Origin of the sequence: Rodentibacter sp. Ppn85, from assembly GCF_001999335.1 — a bacterium.
Taxonomy (GTDB): domain Bacteria; phylum Pseudomonadota; class Gammaproteobacteria; order Enterobacterales; family Pasteurellaceae; genus Rodentibacter.
In genome coordinates, this window is sequence record NZ_MLHS01000012.1 from 21855 (window position 1) to 36405 (window position 14551).

The 14551-nt window shown below is 39.9% G+C and carries 17 protein-coding genes; 9 read left to right on the forward strand and 8 right to left on the reverse strand.

Going from position 1 to position 14551, the window contains the following annotated elements; genetic code table 11:
• Positions 1–10: 10 nt before the first annotated feature.
• Positions 11–577 carry an aminotransferase class IV family protein gene (locus BKL51_RS01805; protein WP_077465044.1) on the reverse strand — a complete coding sequence of 189 codons (567 nt, stop codon included), beginning with the start codon at positions 575–577 and terminating at the stop codon, positions 11–13.
• Positions 577–1578 (reverse strand): aminodeoxychorismate synthase component I, encoded by a 1002-nt coding sequence (locus tag BKL51_RS01810; RefSeq protein WP_143530485.1) that lies wholly within the window; start codon positions 1576–1578, stop codon positions 577–579. Before BKL51_RS01810 ends, BKL51_RS01805 begins: the two co-directional genes overlap by 1 nt.
• 41 nt (positions 1579–1619) lie before the next feature.
• Here BKL51_RS01810 and BKL51_RS01815 point away from each other — a divergent pair, with 41 nt between their 5' ends.
• The 8 genes from BKL51_RS01815 (at position 1620) to BKL51_RS01850 (ending at position 8893) form a co-directional block, all read left to right on the forward strand.
• A complete protein-coding gene (locus BKL51_RS01815; protein ID WP_077465046.1) occupies positions 1620–2189 on the forward strand; it encodes an anthranilate synthase component II in 570 nt (189 codons plus the stop codon).
• Between the two features lie 78 nt (positions 2190–2267).
• Positions 2268–3422 (forward strand): methionine adenosyltransferase, encoded by a 1155-nt coding sequence (metK, locus tag BKL51_RS01820; RefSeq protein WP_077465047.1) that lies wholly within the window; start codon positions 2268–2270, stop codon positions 3420–3422.
• Between the two features lie 56 nt (positions 3423–3478).
• On the forward strand, positions 3479–3988 hold the full coding sequence (locus BKL51_RS01825) for a SprT family zinc-dependent metalloprotease (protein WP_077465116.1): 510 nt from the start codon (positions 3479–3481) through the stop codon (positions 3986–3988).
• Between the two features lie 57 nt (positions 3989–4045).
• Positions 4046–4633, forward strand: a complete 588-nt coding sequence (locus BKL51_RS01830; RefSeq protein WP_077465048.1) for an opacity family porin — start codon at positions 4046–4048, stop codon at positions 4631–4633.
• 125 nt (positions 4634–4758) lie between these two features.
• Complete coding sequence (gene htpG / locus BKL51_RS01835; protein WP_077465049.1) at positions 4759–6639, forward strand: molecular chaperone HtpG; 1881 nt, start codon at positions 4759–4761, stop codon at positions 6637–6639.
• 65 nt (positions 6640–6704) lie between these two features.
• Positions 6705–7049 (forward strand): ArsC family reductase, encoded by a 345-nt coding sequence (locus tag BKL51_RS01840; RefSeq protein WP_077465050.1) that lies wholly within the window; start codon positions 6705–6707, stop codon positions 7047–7049.
• Between the two features lie 27 nt (positions 7050–7076).
• Positions 7077–8210, forward strand: coding sequence for a succinyl-diaminopimelate desuccinylase (gene dapE / locus BKL51_RS01845; protein WP_077465051.1), 1134 nt, complete (start codon positions 7077–7079; stop codon positions 8208–8210).
• A 2-nt stretch (positions 8211–8212) separates the two neighbouring features.
• Positions 8213–8893, forward strand: a complete 681-nt coding sequence (locus BKL51_RS01850) for a M15 family metallopeptidase (protein WP_077465052.1) — start codon at positions 8213–8215, stop codon at positions 8891–8893.
• A 203-nt stretch (positions 8894–9096) separates the two neighbouring features.
• On the opposite strand, the gene rapZ is transcribed toward BKL51_RS01850, so the two are convergent.
• The 6 genes from rapZ to yjgA all read right to left on the reverse strand — a co-directional run bounded on the left by rapZ (position 9097) and on the right by yjgA (position 12930).
• Positions 9097–9951 carry an RNase adapter RapZ gene (gene rapZ, locus BKL51_RS01855; RefSeq protein ID WP_077465053.1) on the reverse strand — a complete coding sequence of 285 codons (855 nt, stop codon included), beginning with the start codon at positions 9949–9951 and terminating at the stop codon, positions 9097–9099.
• Positions 9952–9970: 19 nt separating this feature from the next.
• The gene (gene ptsN, locus BKL51_RS01860; protein WP_077465054.1) at positions 9971–10474 is read right to left on the reverse strand and encodes a PTS IIA-like nitrogen regulatory protein PtsN; all 504 of its coding nucleotides are present in this window, start codon (positions 10472–10474) and stop codon (positions 9971–9973) included.
• Between the two features lie 2 nt (positions 10475–10476).
• Positions 10477–11202: an LPS export ABC transporter ATP-binding protein gene (gene lptB, locus BKL51_RS01865; protein WP_059366665.1), complete on the reverse strand. Its 726-nt coding sequence runs from the start codon at positions 11200–11202 to the stop codon at positions 10477–10479.
• Positions 11203–11205: 3 nt separating this feature from the next.
• The gene (gene lptA / locus BKL51_RS01870) at positions 11206–11721 is read right to left on the reverse strand and encodes a lipopolysaccharide transport periplasmic protein LptA (protein WP_077465055.1); all 516 of its coding nucleotides are present in this window, start codon (positions 11719–11721) and stop codon (positions 11206–11208) included.
• Entirely contained in the window at positions 11702–12307 is a 606-nt protein-coding gene (gene lptC, locus BKL51_RS01875) for an LPS export ABC transporter periplasmic protein LptC (RefSeq protein ID WP_077465056.1), read from the reverse strand. The genes lptA and lptC overlap by 20 nt, the downstream gene beginning before the upstream one ends.
• Before the next feature lie 89 nt (positions 12308–12396).
• Complete coding sequence (gene yjgA / locus BKL51_RS01880) at positions 12397–12930, reverse strand: ribosome biogenesis factor YjgA (protein WP_077465057.1); 534 nt, start codon at positions 12928–12930, stop codon at positions 12397–12399.
• Between the two features lie 88 nt (positions 12931–13018).
• Here yjgA and pmbA point away from each other — a divergent pair, with 88 nt between their 5' ends.
• Complete coding sequence (gene pmbA / locus BKL51_RS01885) at positions 13019–14374, forward strand: metalloprotease PmbA (protein WP_077465058.1); 1356 nt, start codon at positions 13019–13021, stop codon at positions 14372–14374.
• The last annotated feature ends 177 nt before the right edge of the window (positions 14375–14551 follow it).

The following is a 14551-nucleotide window of genomic DNA, read 5'->3' on the forward strand; positions in this document are numbered from 1 at the left end:
GAAATCCTTTTTATAACCCGTTCATCGCATTAATCAAACGAATCTCATCAAATTTTTCAATATCTTGCGCATAAATTGTCGCTTCTTTAATTTTGCCTTCCTGCAATAATTTTTCCCGTTGTGTGCCGGCTAATAATGGCGTATCAGGTGTAAACCATTGGTTGCCTTGACGGAAAATTAAATTGCCAATAGAACAATCCGTTACTTTTCCGTTTTTAATAATCATAATCTCATCGTACTTTCCCCGCTGAGCTAAAAGGGAATTAAGCAAATCCCGATTGGCATATTTCAGGCTATAATCAATTTCATTACAGACTATCGGCTGAAAAGTGCGGTAGATTTTTCGTGTGTATTCAAAGTACTGAATTTGGGTGCTTTCGGCATTGTAATCAATACGACAACGCACCAGTTGATTTTGTAAGTGGAGCGGTACTTGGATTAGTTCAAAAAGATTAAAAATATTGACCGCACTTTTGCCGTAGAATTGTCGTAAGCTCCGCTCATAACGTGCTTGATGGTATTCAATATTTTGAATTTTCCCCCTTTCAATGGCAATGGTTTCAAATAAGGGAAACATTATTTTGTCTCCTTGGTTCGACAAAAAGACGGCAAATAGACTTTTTCGAGTAATTCTTGATATTCATCTTCCAAACGGCTTTGGATCGTAACACCGCCGCCGCTGTGAAAATAATATTTGTCACCCACTTGAGAGATAAAACGAATTGCCACTGCACTTTGTAGATTTTCGCCGTCAAAAATACCGAAAATACCGGTGTAATAACCACGGAGTCGGCGTTCCGCTTGTTGAATAATTTGTACGGTTTTTTCCTTGGGGGCACCGCTGATTGAGCCTGCCGGCAATAATGTGGCAAGCAGATTACCAATAGTTTTTTGCCAATTTTCATTCAATTCACCGCAGATTTCCGAACTTGTCTGCAAAATTTCGCCTTTTTGTGTCGCAATACGATCGACGTAACGAAATTTTGTGACCTGAATATTGTGCGCCACCATAGCTAAATCATTACGCATTAAATCCACAATGGTGTAATGTTCGCGCAGCTCTTTTTCATCATTTAACAACTGATTTTCCGCATCAGGCAAAGTCGCATTTATTGTGCCTTTCATGGGGTAAGTAAAAATTTTGTTATCCAAAGTATTGATAAAACATTCCGGTGAAAAACAAACAAATCGATTTTTTAACCATAACTTATAAGGGGCGGCGGCTTGATAAAAAATCTGCTCAAGGGAAAAATTGCCCGAAATTTCAGTGGGTGAAGTGAGATTTAACAAATAAGAATTGCCCTTTTGAATCTCTTTCTGCACAACTTCAAAACCTTGTTGATAATGAGAAAGGGGAATCGGGTGTTTTTCAAAATGAATATCTGTGGAGAAGTCTTTTTGCTCGGTGATATTGGTTTTCCCTAAAATATCAAAAAGAATACCTTGTTGAATTGCTTCTTCTAAAGGAAAAATTAACGGTTTTTGTTGTTCAAAATCAATCAAAAAAAAGAAAGGGGCGGATTTTGCCCCGTAATGATTGGCTTGTCGGATAAAATGTTGCATTGTGCTATTTCTAATTTCGAGTAAAATTGCCCGATTATAACGAAAGCCGAACAGTTATGAAATTACTCATCATTAATAATCACGATTCTTTTACTTTCAATTTAGTCGAACTGATTCGTCGCCTTGGTGTGCCTTTTGATGTACTCAATGTAGAAGATTTACAAGAAAATACGCCCGAATCCTATAGCCATATTTTAATTTCTCCCGGGCCTGATGTGCCGCGGGCTTATCCTCAACTTTTTGCAATGTTAGAACGGTATCATCGGCAAAAATCAATTCTTGGGGTATGCTTAGGGCATCAAACATTATGTGAGTTTTTTGGCGGAACGCTTTATAACCTCGGTCAAGTTCGCCACGGGCAAAAACGGAGGTTAAAAGTGCGGTCAAATTCGCCGTTGTTTTTAGGTTTGCCGCTGGAATTTGATATTGGCTTATACCATTCTTGGGCGGTACGGGCTGAACATTTTCCTCACGAATTAGAGATTACCGCCGTATGTAATGAAAATGTGGTGATGGCGATGCAACATAAATGTTTACCGATTTATGGGGTACAGTTTCATCCGGAATCTTATATGTCCGAATACGGCGAGCAAATTTTACGAAATTGGTTAAATATTACCCCGTAATAGTGCTTGATTATTCATCTAAAATTCGTATTATAGCCGTCTATACGTCAATACATCCAAATTAAAAAGAGAGAAACTATGTCTAGTTATTTATTTACCTCGGAATCCGTGTCTGAAGGGCATCCGGATAAAATTGCCGATCAGATCTCTGATGCGGTACTTGATGAAATTTTAAAACAAGATCCAAAAGCCCGCGTCGCTTGCGAAACTTACGTAAAAACCGGTATGGCGTTAGTGGGGGGAGAAATCACCACATCGGCGTGGGTGGATATTGAAAACCTCACCCGAAAAGTGATTTGTGATATTGGTTACGAACATTCCGATATGGGCTTTGACGGTCATTCTTGTGCCGTATTAAATGCCATTGGTAAACAGTCTGCGGATATTAATCAAGGTGTTGACCGTGAAAACCCATTGGATCAAGGGGCAGGCGACCAAGGTATTATGTTTGGTTATGCCACGAATGAAACCGATGTATTAATGCCTGCAGCCATTACTTATGCTCACCGTTTAATGCAAAAACAGGCGGAAGTACGTAAAAACGGTAAGTTATCTTGGTTACGCCCGGATGCCAAAAGCCAAGTAACGTTAAAATACGAAGATAACAAAATTGTAGGAGTGGATGCAGTCGTTCTATCAACCCAACATGCGGAGGACATTAACCAAAAAGATCTTCACGAAGGGGTGATGGAAGAAATCATCAAACCGGTATTACCAAGTGAATGGCTTTCAAAAGACACTAAATTCTTTATCAATCCAACAGGGCGTTTTGTTATCGGCGGTCCGATGGGGGATTGCGGTTTAACCGGCCGTAAAATTATTGTGGATACCTATGGTGGCGCGGCACGCCATGGCGGCGGTGCATTCTCTGGTAAAGATCCGTCAAAAGTGGATCGTTCGGCGGCTTATGCGGCACGTTATGTGGCGAAAAATATTGTGGCTGCCGGTTTGGCGGAGCGTTGTGAAATTCAACTTTCTTATGCTATTGGTGTGGCGGAGCCGACCTCAATTATGGTGGAAACTTTCGGTACAGGCAAAGTGGCAAATGAATTATTGGTGGCATTAGTACGTGAATTTTTTGATTTGCGCCCTTACGGATTAATCAAAATGCTTGATTTAATTCAACCGATTTATCGTGAAACCGCAGCTTATGGTCACTTTGGTCGTGAACAATTCCCATGGGAAAAAGTGGATCGTGCGGAAGAATTACGTGCGGCGGCAGGTTTAAAATAACGCCGTCATAAATGATTAAAACCGCTATTTTGGCGGTTTTTATTTTTCTGAATTTTATGCAGTCATCACAAACTTGGTTTCGTCATTTGAAAATGCAGGTTCAGCGCAAACTTGCGGAATCTTTACTGCTTGCAGAAACTTATTTTAAACGTGAATTTCCAATGCCGACGATAAATTATGATTTACGGGGTGTGAAAGCCGGCGTGGCGTATTTGCAAAAAAACGAAATTAAATTTAACCGCACTTTATTGCTTGAAAATACGCATGAATTTATTCACCAAGTGGTTCCCCATGAATTGGCGCATTTAATTGTGTATCAAGTATTCGGACGTGTTAAGCCCCATGGCAAAGAATGGCAAGGGGTGATGAACGGGATTTTCCATTTGCCCGCAGAGACTTGCCATCAATTTGATGTGCAAAATGTTCAAGGGAAAACCTTTGAATATCGTTGTGTTTGCCAAACACATTTTTTGAGTATTCGCCGCCATAATCGAATTTTAAAAGAGGGGGTAGAATATTTGTGTCGAAAATGCAAAGGAAAATTGGTTTTGATGGATGATAACTAATTTAGATTATGTTACACTCCAATCGGTTTTTACCCTCAATAATATAGGAGTTATCCAATGAAAAAATCATTATTAGCATTAGCTATCGGTACATTAGTTGTAGCTTCCAGCGCAAGTGCAAACTGGTATGTACAGGGTGATTTAGGTTATTCAAAAGTGAAATCATCGCTTGGTGATCTTGGTGATTTTAGCAAAAGTAAATTTACACCGAGCTTAGCTGTGGGTTATAAACATGGTGATTGGCGTTTTGCTTTAGATTACACGAATTACGGTAAAATTGAAGAAAGCTATGCCAATCGGTATGAAGTTAGCACAGAGAAGCTTAAAATTTACGGTTTGGGTTTGTCTGCTATTTATGATATTGATGTAAACTCAGCGTTTAAACCTTATGTAGGCGTGCGTTTATCACAAAATTTCTTTGATGCAAAACATGATTCCTCTAGTACGATGAATGGTGTTACAACAAGAGAGAATATTAGTAACAAAGAAAATAAATTTGGTTATGGTGTGTTAGCAGGCGTATCTTACAACTTTACACCAAACTGGGCGGTAAATGGTGGTATTGAGTATAACCGTTTAGGTAAATTTGACGATGTGAAAATTAACCAATACGGTGCAAAAGTTGGTATTCGTTACGAATTCTAATTTGTCTTCCTTAAAAGAGCGGTAAAATCAACCGCTCTTTTTTCTTTTCCCCCTTGAAAATTCCGTTTTCATTCTTATATCTGTGACATTCAATTTTTACTTATTTCATTTTATGAGGAAAATCTATGTCTCAAAACAAAGAAACTCGTGGTTTCCAATCGGAAGTCAAACAATTATTACAATTAATGATTCATTCTCTTTATTCCAATAAAGAGATTTTTTTACGCGAATTAATTTCTAACGCTTCCGATGCGGCGGATAAACTCCGTTTTAAAGCGCTTTCGAATCCGGCTCTTTATGAAAATGACGGGGAGTTACGTGTGCGTATTAGCTTTGATAGCGAGAAAGGCACATTAACTATCAGCGATAATGGTATCGGTATGACCCGTGATCAGGTTATCGATCATTTAGGCACTATTGCGAAATCCGGAACAAAAGATTTTTTGAATGCTCTCGGTAGTGATCAAGCCAAAGATAGCCAACTTATCGGTCAATTCGGTGTCGGTTTTTATTCTGCCTTTATTGTTGCGGATAAAGTGACGGTGAAAACCCGGGCGGCAGGCGAAGAGGCCGATAAAGCGGTACTTTGGGAGTCTGCAGGTGAGGGGGAATACTCAATTGCAGACATTGAGAAAAAATCCCGTGGTACGGATGTGATTTTACATTTACGCGAGGATGAAAAAGAATTCTTAAACGAATGGCGCTTGCGTGATGTCATCGGTAAATATTCCGATCATATCGGTCTTCCGGTGGAAATGCTGACGAAAGAATATGATGATGAAGGCAAAGAAACTGGCGAAAAATGGGAAAAAATCAATAAATCCGATGCTCTTTGGACTCGCAGTAAAAATGAGATTTCCGATGAGGAATACAAAGAATTTTATAAACATTTAAGCCACGATTTTGCCGATCCGCTTTTATGGGCGCACAACAAAGTAGAAGGTAATCAGGAATACACCAGCTTGCTTTATGTGCCGTCCAAAGCTCCTTGGGATTTATTTAATCGCGAGCATAAACACGGTTTGAAACTCTACGTTCAACGTGTATTCATTATGGATGATGCGGAACAATTTATGCCGAATTACCTGCGTTTTATGCGTGGTTTAATTGATAGCAACGATTTGCCGCTAAATGTTTCCCGTGAAATTTTACAAGACAATAAAGTTACCGCAGCATTACGCAAAGCCTTAACTAAACGTTCCCTACAAATGTTGGAAAAATTGGCAAAAGACGATGTGGAAAAATACCAACAATTTTGGAAAGAATTTGGCTTAGTCTTAAAAGAAGGACCGGCAGAAGATTTCGGCAATAAAGAAAGTATTGCCAAATTGTTACGTTTTGCTTCTACTCATAATGACAGCAGCGAGCAAACCGTTTCTTTAGAAGACTATGTTTCTCGGATGAAAGAAGGGCAAAAAGCCGTTTATTACATCACGGCAGATAGTTATGTAGCGGCGAAAAACAGTCCGCATTTAGAATTATTCAACAAAAAAGGCATTGAAGTTTTACTATTGTCCGATCGTATTGATGAATGGATGCTAAGCTACTTAACGGAGTTTGACGGCAAACCGTTACAAACTATCAGCAAAGCAGATTTGGATTTAGGCGATTTAGCGGATAAAGACGAAGCGGAACAAAAAGAGCAGGATAAAGCCTTTGAAAGTTTTGTCGAACGTGTAAAAACCTTGCTAGGCGATCGTGTGAAAGAGGTTCGTTTAACCCATCGCTTAACGGATACCCCAGCGGTAGTTTCTACCGGTAACGATCAAATGACCACCCAAATGGCAAAACTCTTTGCCGCAGCCGGTCAACCTGTACCGGAAGTGAAATATACCTTTGAACTCAATCCGGAACATCATTTAGTAAAAAAAGTCGCCGATATTGCTGACGAAACACAATTTGCCGACTGGATCGAATTGTTGCTTGAACAGGCAATGCTTGCCGAACGCGGATCGTTGGAAAATCCGGTGGCATTTATTAAACGGATTAATAAGTTGTTAGATTAATTGCTTTCATTTAGGTTAAAATCCTCAATCTGCTAGGTTGAGGATTTTTTATTTGAGGAGAAATTATGATTACCGTTTACGGCATTAAAAACTGCGATACTGTGAAAAAAGCGTTGAAATGGCTCGCGGATTACAATATTGAGTACAAACTGCATGATTATCGTATTGACGGTTTGGATACGGTATTTTTACAACAGGTAGAAGAACAATTCGGTTGGGAAAATCTGGTGAATAAACGGAGTACGACGTGGCGAAACCTTGATGAGGAAATTAAAAAAAACTTGTCAAAAACGACCGCACTTTCCGTGCTTATGGATAACCCGACATTAATCAAACGCCCTATCATTATGCAGGATAATAAGGCATTAATTGGGTTTGATGAGAAAGAATACGAAAAAGCGTTTGCCTAAAGTGCGGTTAAAATTTGAGGTGTTTTTATGAAAGAAAAGATTGTGCAATTAGCCCAAGAATTAATCCGTTATCCTTCCATCAGCCCGAACGATGAAGGCTGTCAGAAGCTAATTACGGAGCGTTTGGAAAAACTTGAATTTGAAATTGAATGGCTTCCTTTTAATGAAACCTTAAATCTTTGGGCGAAACACGGTGTAGGCGAGCCGGTGATTGCCTTTGCAGGTCATACGGATGTAGTGCCGGTTGGTGACGAACATCAATGGAATTATCCTCCTTTTTCTGCGGAAATTGTCGATGATATGATTTATGGACGGGGAGCTGCGGATATGAAAGGTTCGTTGGCGGCAATGATTGTGGCCGCGGAAGAATATGTGAAAGCGAACCCCAATCATGCCGGCACCATTGCGTTATTAATCACTTCTGACGAAGAAGCTGCTGCCAAAGACGGTACGGTTCGCGTGGTGGAGACCTTGATGGAACGTGGAGAAAAAATTACTTATTGTATGGTGGGTGAGCCGTCAAGCTCGCAAACTTTAGGTGATGTGGTGAAAAACGGTCGACGAGGCTCTATTACGGGAAACCTCTATATTCAAGGTGTGCAAGGACACGTTGCTTATCCGCATTTAGCGGAAAATCCTATTCACAAAGCGATGCCATTCTTGCAAGAGCTGACCACTTATCAATGGGATAACGGCAACGCATTTTTTCCACCGACCAGTCTGCAGATTGCGAATATTCATGCCGGCACGGGGAGTAATAATGTGATTCCGGGGGAGCTTTATGTGCAGTTTAATTTGCGTTATTGCACGGAAGTGACTGACGACATCATTAAGCAAAAAGTTACCCAAATGCTTGAAAAACACGGTTTAAAACATAGTATTGAATGGAATCTTTCCGGTAAACCGTTTTTAACCAAACCGGGTAAATTGGTGAATGCGTTGGTGGATAGCATTCAAGGAATAACCGGTATTACGCCGAAACTTGAAACAGGAGGAGGCACATCCGACGGACGCTTTATCGCTTTAATGGGGGCGGAAGTGGTAGAGTTTGGGCCGCTTAATGCCACTATTCATAAAGTGAATGAATGTGTGAGCGTAGAAGATCTCGGCAAGTGCGGTCAAATTTATCACCAAATGTTAGTGAATTTATTGGATAAGTAAAAATGAAATTAACTTCGGAAATGCTCACGGGAAAATCGTGCGAACATTTAGTGAATTTACCCACTCCGCATTCAACAAACCATTTTTTGCAGGCGCAAGTCGTAAAAGCATTTCAAAGTTTGCAGCAATGTGCGGTCAAAAATAACTTTAATTTACAGCCGGCAAGTAGTTTTCGAGATTTTCAACGCCAACAGTTGATTTGGAACGGCAAATTTAGCGGTAAACGTAAAGTGCATGATGACGAAGGTCATAGCTTGGATCTAACGTTATTGGAGGATTGGCAAAAATGCCAAGCTATTTTACGTTGGTCAGCTTTGCCGGGCGGGAGTCGGCATCATTGGGGAACGGAAATTGATATTTTCGATCCGGATCTGTTACCGCAAGGGCAATCCTTACAGCTTGAACCTTGGGAATATGAAAAAGGGGGTTATTTTTGCGAGTTAAGTGAATTTCTTGTTGAAAATTTACTGCACTTTGATTTTGCGCTTCCGTTTATGCAACAACCCATAGGCAAAAAAATTGGTCATGAACCTTGGCATATTAGCTATTTACCCTTAGCGGAGCAGGCGAGGGAGCAATTTTCAGCTGAGATTTTATTACATTCTTGGCAAAATGAAGAAATTGGTGGAAAGGATATTTTGCGGAAACATATAGAGCAAATCTTTGAACAATTTATGGTATAGCAAAAGTGCGGTGAAATTTGACGGTATTATGTAGCAGTTGTATAAACTTAAATTTTATCTCATAGGTAGGGACGCCACGCTGGCGTCCGCCATACAACTTTTTAAAATCGTTTAATTCTTTACGGACGCCAGCGTGGCGTCCCTACATTTTTCTTTAAATTGTATATTTACTACATAATGCCGAAATTTGACCGCACTTTTGTCTATTTATTCTTTTCTAAGGATTTATGTTGAATTTTGACATTTTTCCCTTTAGCTTGAAAATATTCGCCAAGTTGTTGGGCAATATAAACCGAGCGATGTTTCCCTCCGGTACAACCGATTGCAATAGTTAGGTAGTTGCGGTTGTTTTGCTCTAACATTGGTAACCATGTTTCAATGTAATTACGGGTGAGATATATGAAATTATTGACATCATCATGGCTGTTTAAAAAACGGGCGACAGGTTTATCCAACCCCGTCATTGGGCGAAGTTCGGGATCCCAGTGCGGATTGGGTAAAAAACGAACGTCAAATACGTAGTCCGCATCAAGAGGAATACCGTATTTAAAACCGAAGGACTCTACAATAATTTTTAGCTCTTTTTCCGTTTTTCCCCATAAAAATTCACGTAATTTTTCTGCTAAAGTATGTGTAGAAATATATGTTGTATCGATAACGAAATTTGCGTGTTGTAACAATGGTTCTAATTGTTGGTGTTCGGCATCAATGGCGGCCTCAAGGGAGAGATCGTTGGCTGATGAAAGAGGATGAAGTCGGCGAGAGTCGCTATATCGGCGAATGAGAGTGCTACGATCGGAATCTAAAAAAATAATTTGGGTTGCATAATGATGTTGAATGTCCGTTAGAATTTGCTCAAGAGATTGTGCCGATTCGGGTAAATTACGAATATCAAGGCTGATTGCGACAGCGGTTTGATTTTTGGCTAAAATCTTCGTGAGTTGGGGTAATAAATCTAGTGGGAGGTTATCAACACAATAGTAGCCCATATCTTCAAGCGCACGTAACGCCACTGATTTTCCCGCCCCGGAGCGACCGCTGATAATGATAATTTCCATACAGTTCCTCCCTATAATATTATGTTTCACTTTCGGTCAAAGAATGAGTTTCTTCTGTTGTTTGATCCGTCATCTCAAAAACATGCCAGATCTCATCCGCACTTTTTGCAGAACGCAATTGTTTAAGAAAATTTTTATCTGTGATTTTTTCCGTTAAATGAGAAAGTACCGGAATATAGGTTTGGCACTGATTTTCTGGTACAAGCACGGCGAAAACGAGATCTATCGGTTTACCATCCTGTGCGTCGTAATCAATCGGCGTTTCTAATTGAAGAAATACGGCAAGAGCTTTATCGATTGCTTTCGCAGGTAATTTTGCTTTTGGCATAGCCACACCGTTGCCTAATCCCGAGTTCCCCAATTTTTCACGTTCAAGTAGGCATTCAATGCAAGCTTGCTCGCCTTTTTCACAGTGTAATTGTTCTACGATAAAATGAGCAATGGATTCAAATAATCGCTTTTTACTTGAAAAGCAAACACCTTGACGAATATTTTCAGGGTGAAAAAGTTCTGTTAATTTCATCTTTATAACTTAAATTCTTCGCCAAGGTATACGCGTTTAACGTGTTCATCATTCATCACTTCTTCCGGCGTACCGGTGGCGATAATTTGACCTTTCCCAACAATATAAGCCCGTTCACAGACATCGAGAGTTTCACGCACATTATGATCGGTGATTAAAACGCCTAAACCGCGGTTACGTAAATCGGTAATAATCTTTTTAATATCCGTAACGGAAATCGGATCAACCCCTGCAAAAGGTTCGTCTAATAAAATAAATTTTGGATTGGCAGCAAGTGCACGTGCTATTTCTACGCGACGACGTTCACCACCGGAAAGGGATTGACCAAGGCTATTACGAATATGCCCGATATTAAATTCTTCAATCAATTCGTCCGCTCTTTCCCGGCGTTGTTCGGGTGTGAGATCTTTGCGAATTTCCAATACGGCCATTAAGTTATCGTAAACGCTTAAACGGCGAAAAATTGACGCTTCTTGCGGAAGATAGCCTATACCGCGTTGTGCACGGTTATGCATGGGTAATAGACTGATGTCTTCACCATCAATAGTAATTTTACCCTGATCTTGGCGCACAAGTCCTACGACCATATAGAATGTGGTGGTTTTACCGGCACCGTTCGGACCTAATAGCCCGACGATTTCATTAGAATTAACCGTAAGGCTGACATCGGAAACAACTTTACGATTTTTATAACTTTTAGCCAAAAATTCAGCATGTAATACGGACATCAGTTACTTTTTACCTTTTTGTTGTAATTGGGTCGGAATTAATACGGTTTTAACACGCGATTTGCCACCATTTGCTTTTAACTGCTGTTTTTTTACATCATAAGTAATGCGTTCGCCGTTTATTTTACTATCAAGTTGTTTTAGTTCCGCATTGTCTGTAAGCGTTAAAAATTCCGCACCGAGATCATAATGTACTTTGTTTGCTTTGCCGTCCACCGGTTTACCATCGTCTAATAATTGGTGAAAAGTCACCGGCGTGCCGAAAGCTTCTACGGTTTCTTTTTTACCGGAATTTTCAGGCGGACGAGTGATGATCACTTTATTCGCTTTAATCAGAATTGAACCTTGTGTAATTACCACATTATCGCTGAAAGTAACCACACTGTTTTCCATATCCAAAGATTGGTTATCGGAGACGATGTTAATCGGCTGATTTGTGTCATCTTTTAAGGCTAAGGCTGAAAGAGAGACCGTCGCCAATGTTGTGGTGAGTAGAATCTTACTGGTTACTAATTTCATAATATGTTTTTACCTGTTCCTTTAGAGTTGCCACTTGTTGGCGCAAGTTACCCACCATTTTTAAGCCGGTGGAATTAAAATTTTGCCCGTTAATTTTTACCATTGTGTCAGATGTAATATCTTGTGTTTTTAAATTAACGACGGCCGATTGTGTTTCTACGCGTTGGAGCCGAGATGTCGGTTCCAGGCTTTCTGCTACGACATTTCCCTTTAAATAAAGGATTTCATCTTTTGTTAAAACCGCTTTTTGTGCGCTTAACTTCCAACTTTGCGATTCCAGTAATTTTGCCGTTTCGTTTTTCTGTTTTTGATTATCGTCGGTGGTATCAAAAAGATAAACGAGCGGTGCGGTAAAATTTGTTTTTCCATCGTGACTAAAATGTTCTACTTTGTCTGAAATTGCAAAATATTGTTTTTTGCCGTCCGGAGCAAATATGGTTGTTTCCATTTTTTGCCCGACATAATCGGGGCTATCCGGTGCTTTTACCAAACTTTGTAAATCACTATTATCTTGGTTTAGTGAATAATACCAACCGAGTAGGCAAAGTGCCATAATACCGAGAATAATATTCCAACGAATATTCATAAAAATAGTTTGTCCTGTTTAAAACGGAGGCGAATCATACCATAATTTTAAGACTGTTCTAAAACCAAGTACGGTCAAAAATAATTTTTTTAATCCGGCAAAACAATGTTTTTCAATACCTGATAAATTTCACGATAAGCTTTCAAGGGTTTATTTTGTGCTTTTTCTTTTTGGGCCGCTCGAATTAAGTTGCGTAATTGCTGGCGATCAGTCGTTGGATATTCATTTAATAAATCGCTGAGTGCCGTATCCCCTTGTTCGATTAACTTATCACGCAATATTTCCAATTTTTGCAGTATAGCCTGTTGTCGATTATGTTTATTCTCAATTTTATCTAAGGATTCGCGAATCGGTTCAACATCAATACTACGCAATAATTTACCGATATACTGTAATTGGCGGCGACGAGCTTCTTTTTGCAAACGCTGAGCCAACTCAATGGCTTCTAATAATGAATCATCAAGCGGCACTTTAGTCAGATTGGTTTTGGTTAAGTTCACCAACTTTTCACCGAGTTGTTTTAATTCCTCTGCATCACGTTTGATTTCACTTTTACTTACCCAAATGATTTCTTCTTGCTCTTCTTCCCAATCAAATACTTCTTTTTTTTTACGTTTTGCCATGTTATTCCTTCTTAGAAATTTAGTGCGCATTTTAGCATAAACTTTGAAAATAAGATAAAATGCGAAAAATTTTTAACGGAAAAACAGAATGAAAACAGCAGAAAATCAGACCGCACTTTTGAAACAACAAGAGCAAGAATTACGTCAAGCGGTGGGGTTCGCTCTTGCAGTCGCCCAAAAAGCCGGTGCGACCGCCGAGGTCGGCGTAACGAAAGTGAGCGGTTTATCCGTTTCCACCCGTTTACAAGAAATTGAAAACGTGGAATTTACCAATGACGGCGCACTTGGTATCTCAGTCTATCTAGGACAACAAAAAGGCAATGCTTCAACTTCCGATTTAAGCGAACAGGCGATTAAAAATACCGTTGAAGCGGCGTTGGCAATTGCTAAATATACCTCTCCGGATGATTGTACCGGTTTAGCCGAAAAAGAATTGATGGCATTTGAGGTGCCGGATTTAGCCCTTTATCACGCTGCCGATATTGATGTTGAGAAGGCAACGGCACTTGCGTTACAAGCAGAAAAGGCCGCATTGGATGCAGATAAACGAATCATTAATAGTAACGGAGCGAGTTTTAACTCCCATACGGGCGTACGTGTATATGGCAATACGCACGGAATGTTACAAAGTTATTTATCAAGCCGTTATTCTTTATCTTGTTCAGTCATCGGTGGTATAGAAGATGCGCTGGAAAATGATTATGAATATACGATTTCACGCAATTTTGACAAGTTGGAGTCGGCAGAATGGGTCGGGAAAAATTGTGCAAAAAAAGTAGTTGCCCGTTTGAATCCGCAAAAACTCACCACCCGAGAAGTGCCGGTGATCTTTTTAAATGATGTGGCGACAGGCATTATTTCACACTTCGCCGCAGCTATTAGTGGGGGAAGTTTATACCGTAAATCAAGTTTCTTGTTAGATCATTTAGGGAAACAAGTGCTACCGATATGGTTTAATATCAGTGAACGTCCGCATTTGTTGGGTCGTTTGGCCTCAACCCCTTTTGACAGCGAAGGCGTGCGCACGCAAGATTTAGAAATAGTACAAGGCGGTGTTTTACAGACTTATTTATTGACCCATTACAGTGGTAAAAAAATGGGAATAAAAAGTACCGGTCATGCCGGTGGTATCCATAACTGGTTGGTTCGGCCCAATTTAACCGGTGGATTGACCGCACTTTTAGGTGAAATGGGAACGGGATTATTAGTCACGGATGTTATGGGACAAGGTGTGAATATTGTGACTGGTGATTATTCTCGTGGCGCCTCAGGCTTTTGGGTGGAAAACGGAGAAATTCAATATCCGGTATCCGAGATTACAATTGCCGGGCAATTGCCGGATATGCTGAAAAATATAGTGGCGATTAGTGATGATGTGGAGCATCGTTCTAATATTCAAACCGGCTCAATTTTGTTAGGTAAAATGAAAGTCTCGGGTAATTGATTATTTGAGAATAATTCTTATTTACAAGATGGTTGATTCTGTTACTATGTAGACATCTGTTTAGATGCGATTGCAGATTGCTCCAACAGGTAGAGTAGAAAGTAAATTCATTAGTGTTAAAAAGCTGAAGGTTTAAACTTCAGCTTTTTTTTGTTTTTCTTTGTATAATAGGGCGAA

What these genes read in the sequence shown, in the direction of transcription:
- BKL51_RS01805 (WP_077465044.1), bottom strand. Translation starts at nt 577, where the DNA reads ATGTTTCCCTTATTTGAAACCATTGCCATTGAAAGGGGGAAAATTCAA.
- BKL51_RS01815 (WP_077465046.1), top strand. Translation starts at nt 1,620, where the DNA reads ATGAAATTACTCATCATTAATAATCACGATTCTTTTACTTTCAATTTA.
- metK (WP_077465047.1), top strand. Translation starts at nt 2,268, where the DNA reads ATGTCTAGTTATTTATTTACCTCGGAATCCGTGTCTGAAGGGCATCCG.
- BKL51_RS01825 (WP_077465116.1), top strand. Translation starts at nt 3,479, where the DNA reads ATGCAGTCATCACAAACTTGGTTTCGTCATTTGAAAATGCAGGTTCAG.
- BKL51_RS01830 (WP_077465048.1), top strand. Translation starts at nt 4,046, where the DNA reads ATGAAAAAATCATTATTAGCATTAGCTATCGGTACATTAGTTGTAGCT.
- htpG (WP_077465049.1), top strand. Translation starts at nt 4,759, where the DNA reads ATGTCTCAAAACAAAGAAACTCGTGGTTTCCAATCGGAAGTCAAACAA.
- BKL51_RS01840 (WP_077465050.1), top strand. Translation starts at nt 6,705, where the DNA reads ATGATTACCGTTTACGGCATTAAAAACTGCGATACTGTGAAAAAAGCG.
- dapE (WP_077465051.1), top strand. Translation starts at nt 7,077, where the DNA reads ATGAAAGAAAAGATTGTGCAATTAGCCCAAGAATTAATCCGTTATCCT.
- BKL51_RS01850 (WP_077465052.1), top strand. Translation starts at nt 8,213, where the DNA reads ATGAAATTAACTTCGGAAATGCTCACGGGAAAATCGTGCGAACATTTA.
- rapZ (WP_077465053.1), bottom strand. Translation starts at nt 9,951, where the DNA reads ATGGAAATTATCATTATCAGCGGTCGCTCCGGGGCGGGAAAATCAGTG.
- ptsN (WP_077465054.1), bottom strand. Translation starts at nt 10,474, where the DNA reads ATGAAATTAACAGAACTTTTTCACCCTGAAAATATTCGTCAAGGTGTT.
- lptB (WP_059366665.1), bottom strand. Translation starts at nt 11,202, where the DNA reads ATGTCCGTATTACATGCTGAATTTTTGGCTAAAAGTTATAAAAATCGT.
- lptA (WP_077465055.1), bottom strand. Translation starts at nt 11,721, where the DNA reads ATGAAATTAGTAACCAGTAAGATTCTACTCACCACAACATTGGCGACG.
- lptC (WP_077465056.1), bottom strand. Translation starts at nt 12,307, where the DNA reads ATGAATATTCGTTGGAATATTATTCTCGGTATTATGGCACTTTGCCTA.
- yjgA (WP_077465057.1), bottom strand. Translation starts at nt 12,930, where the DNA reads ATGGCAAAACGTAAAAAAAAAGAAGTATTTGATTGGGAAGAAGAGCAA.
- pmbA (WP_077465058.1), top strand. Translation starts at nt 13,019, where the DNA reads ATGAAAACAGCAGAAAATCAGACCGCACTTTTGAAACAACAAGAGCAA.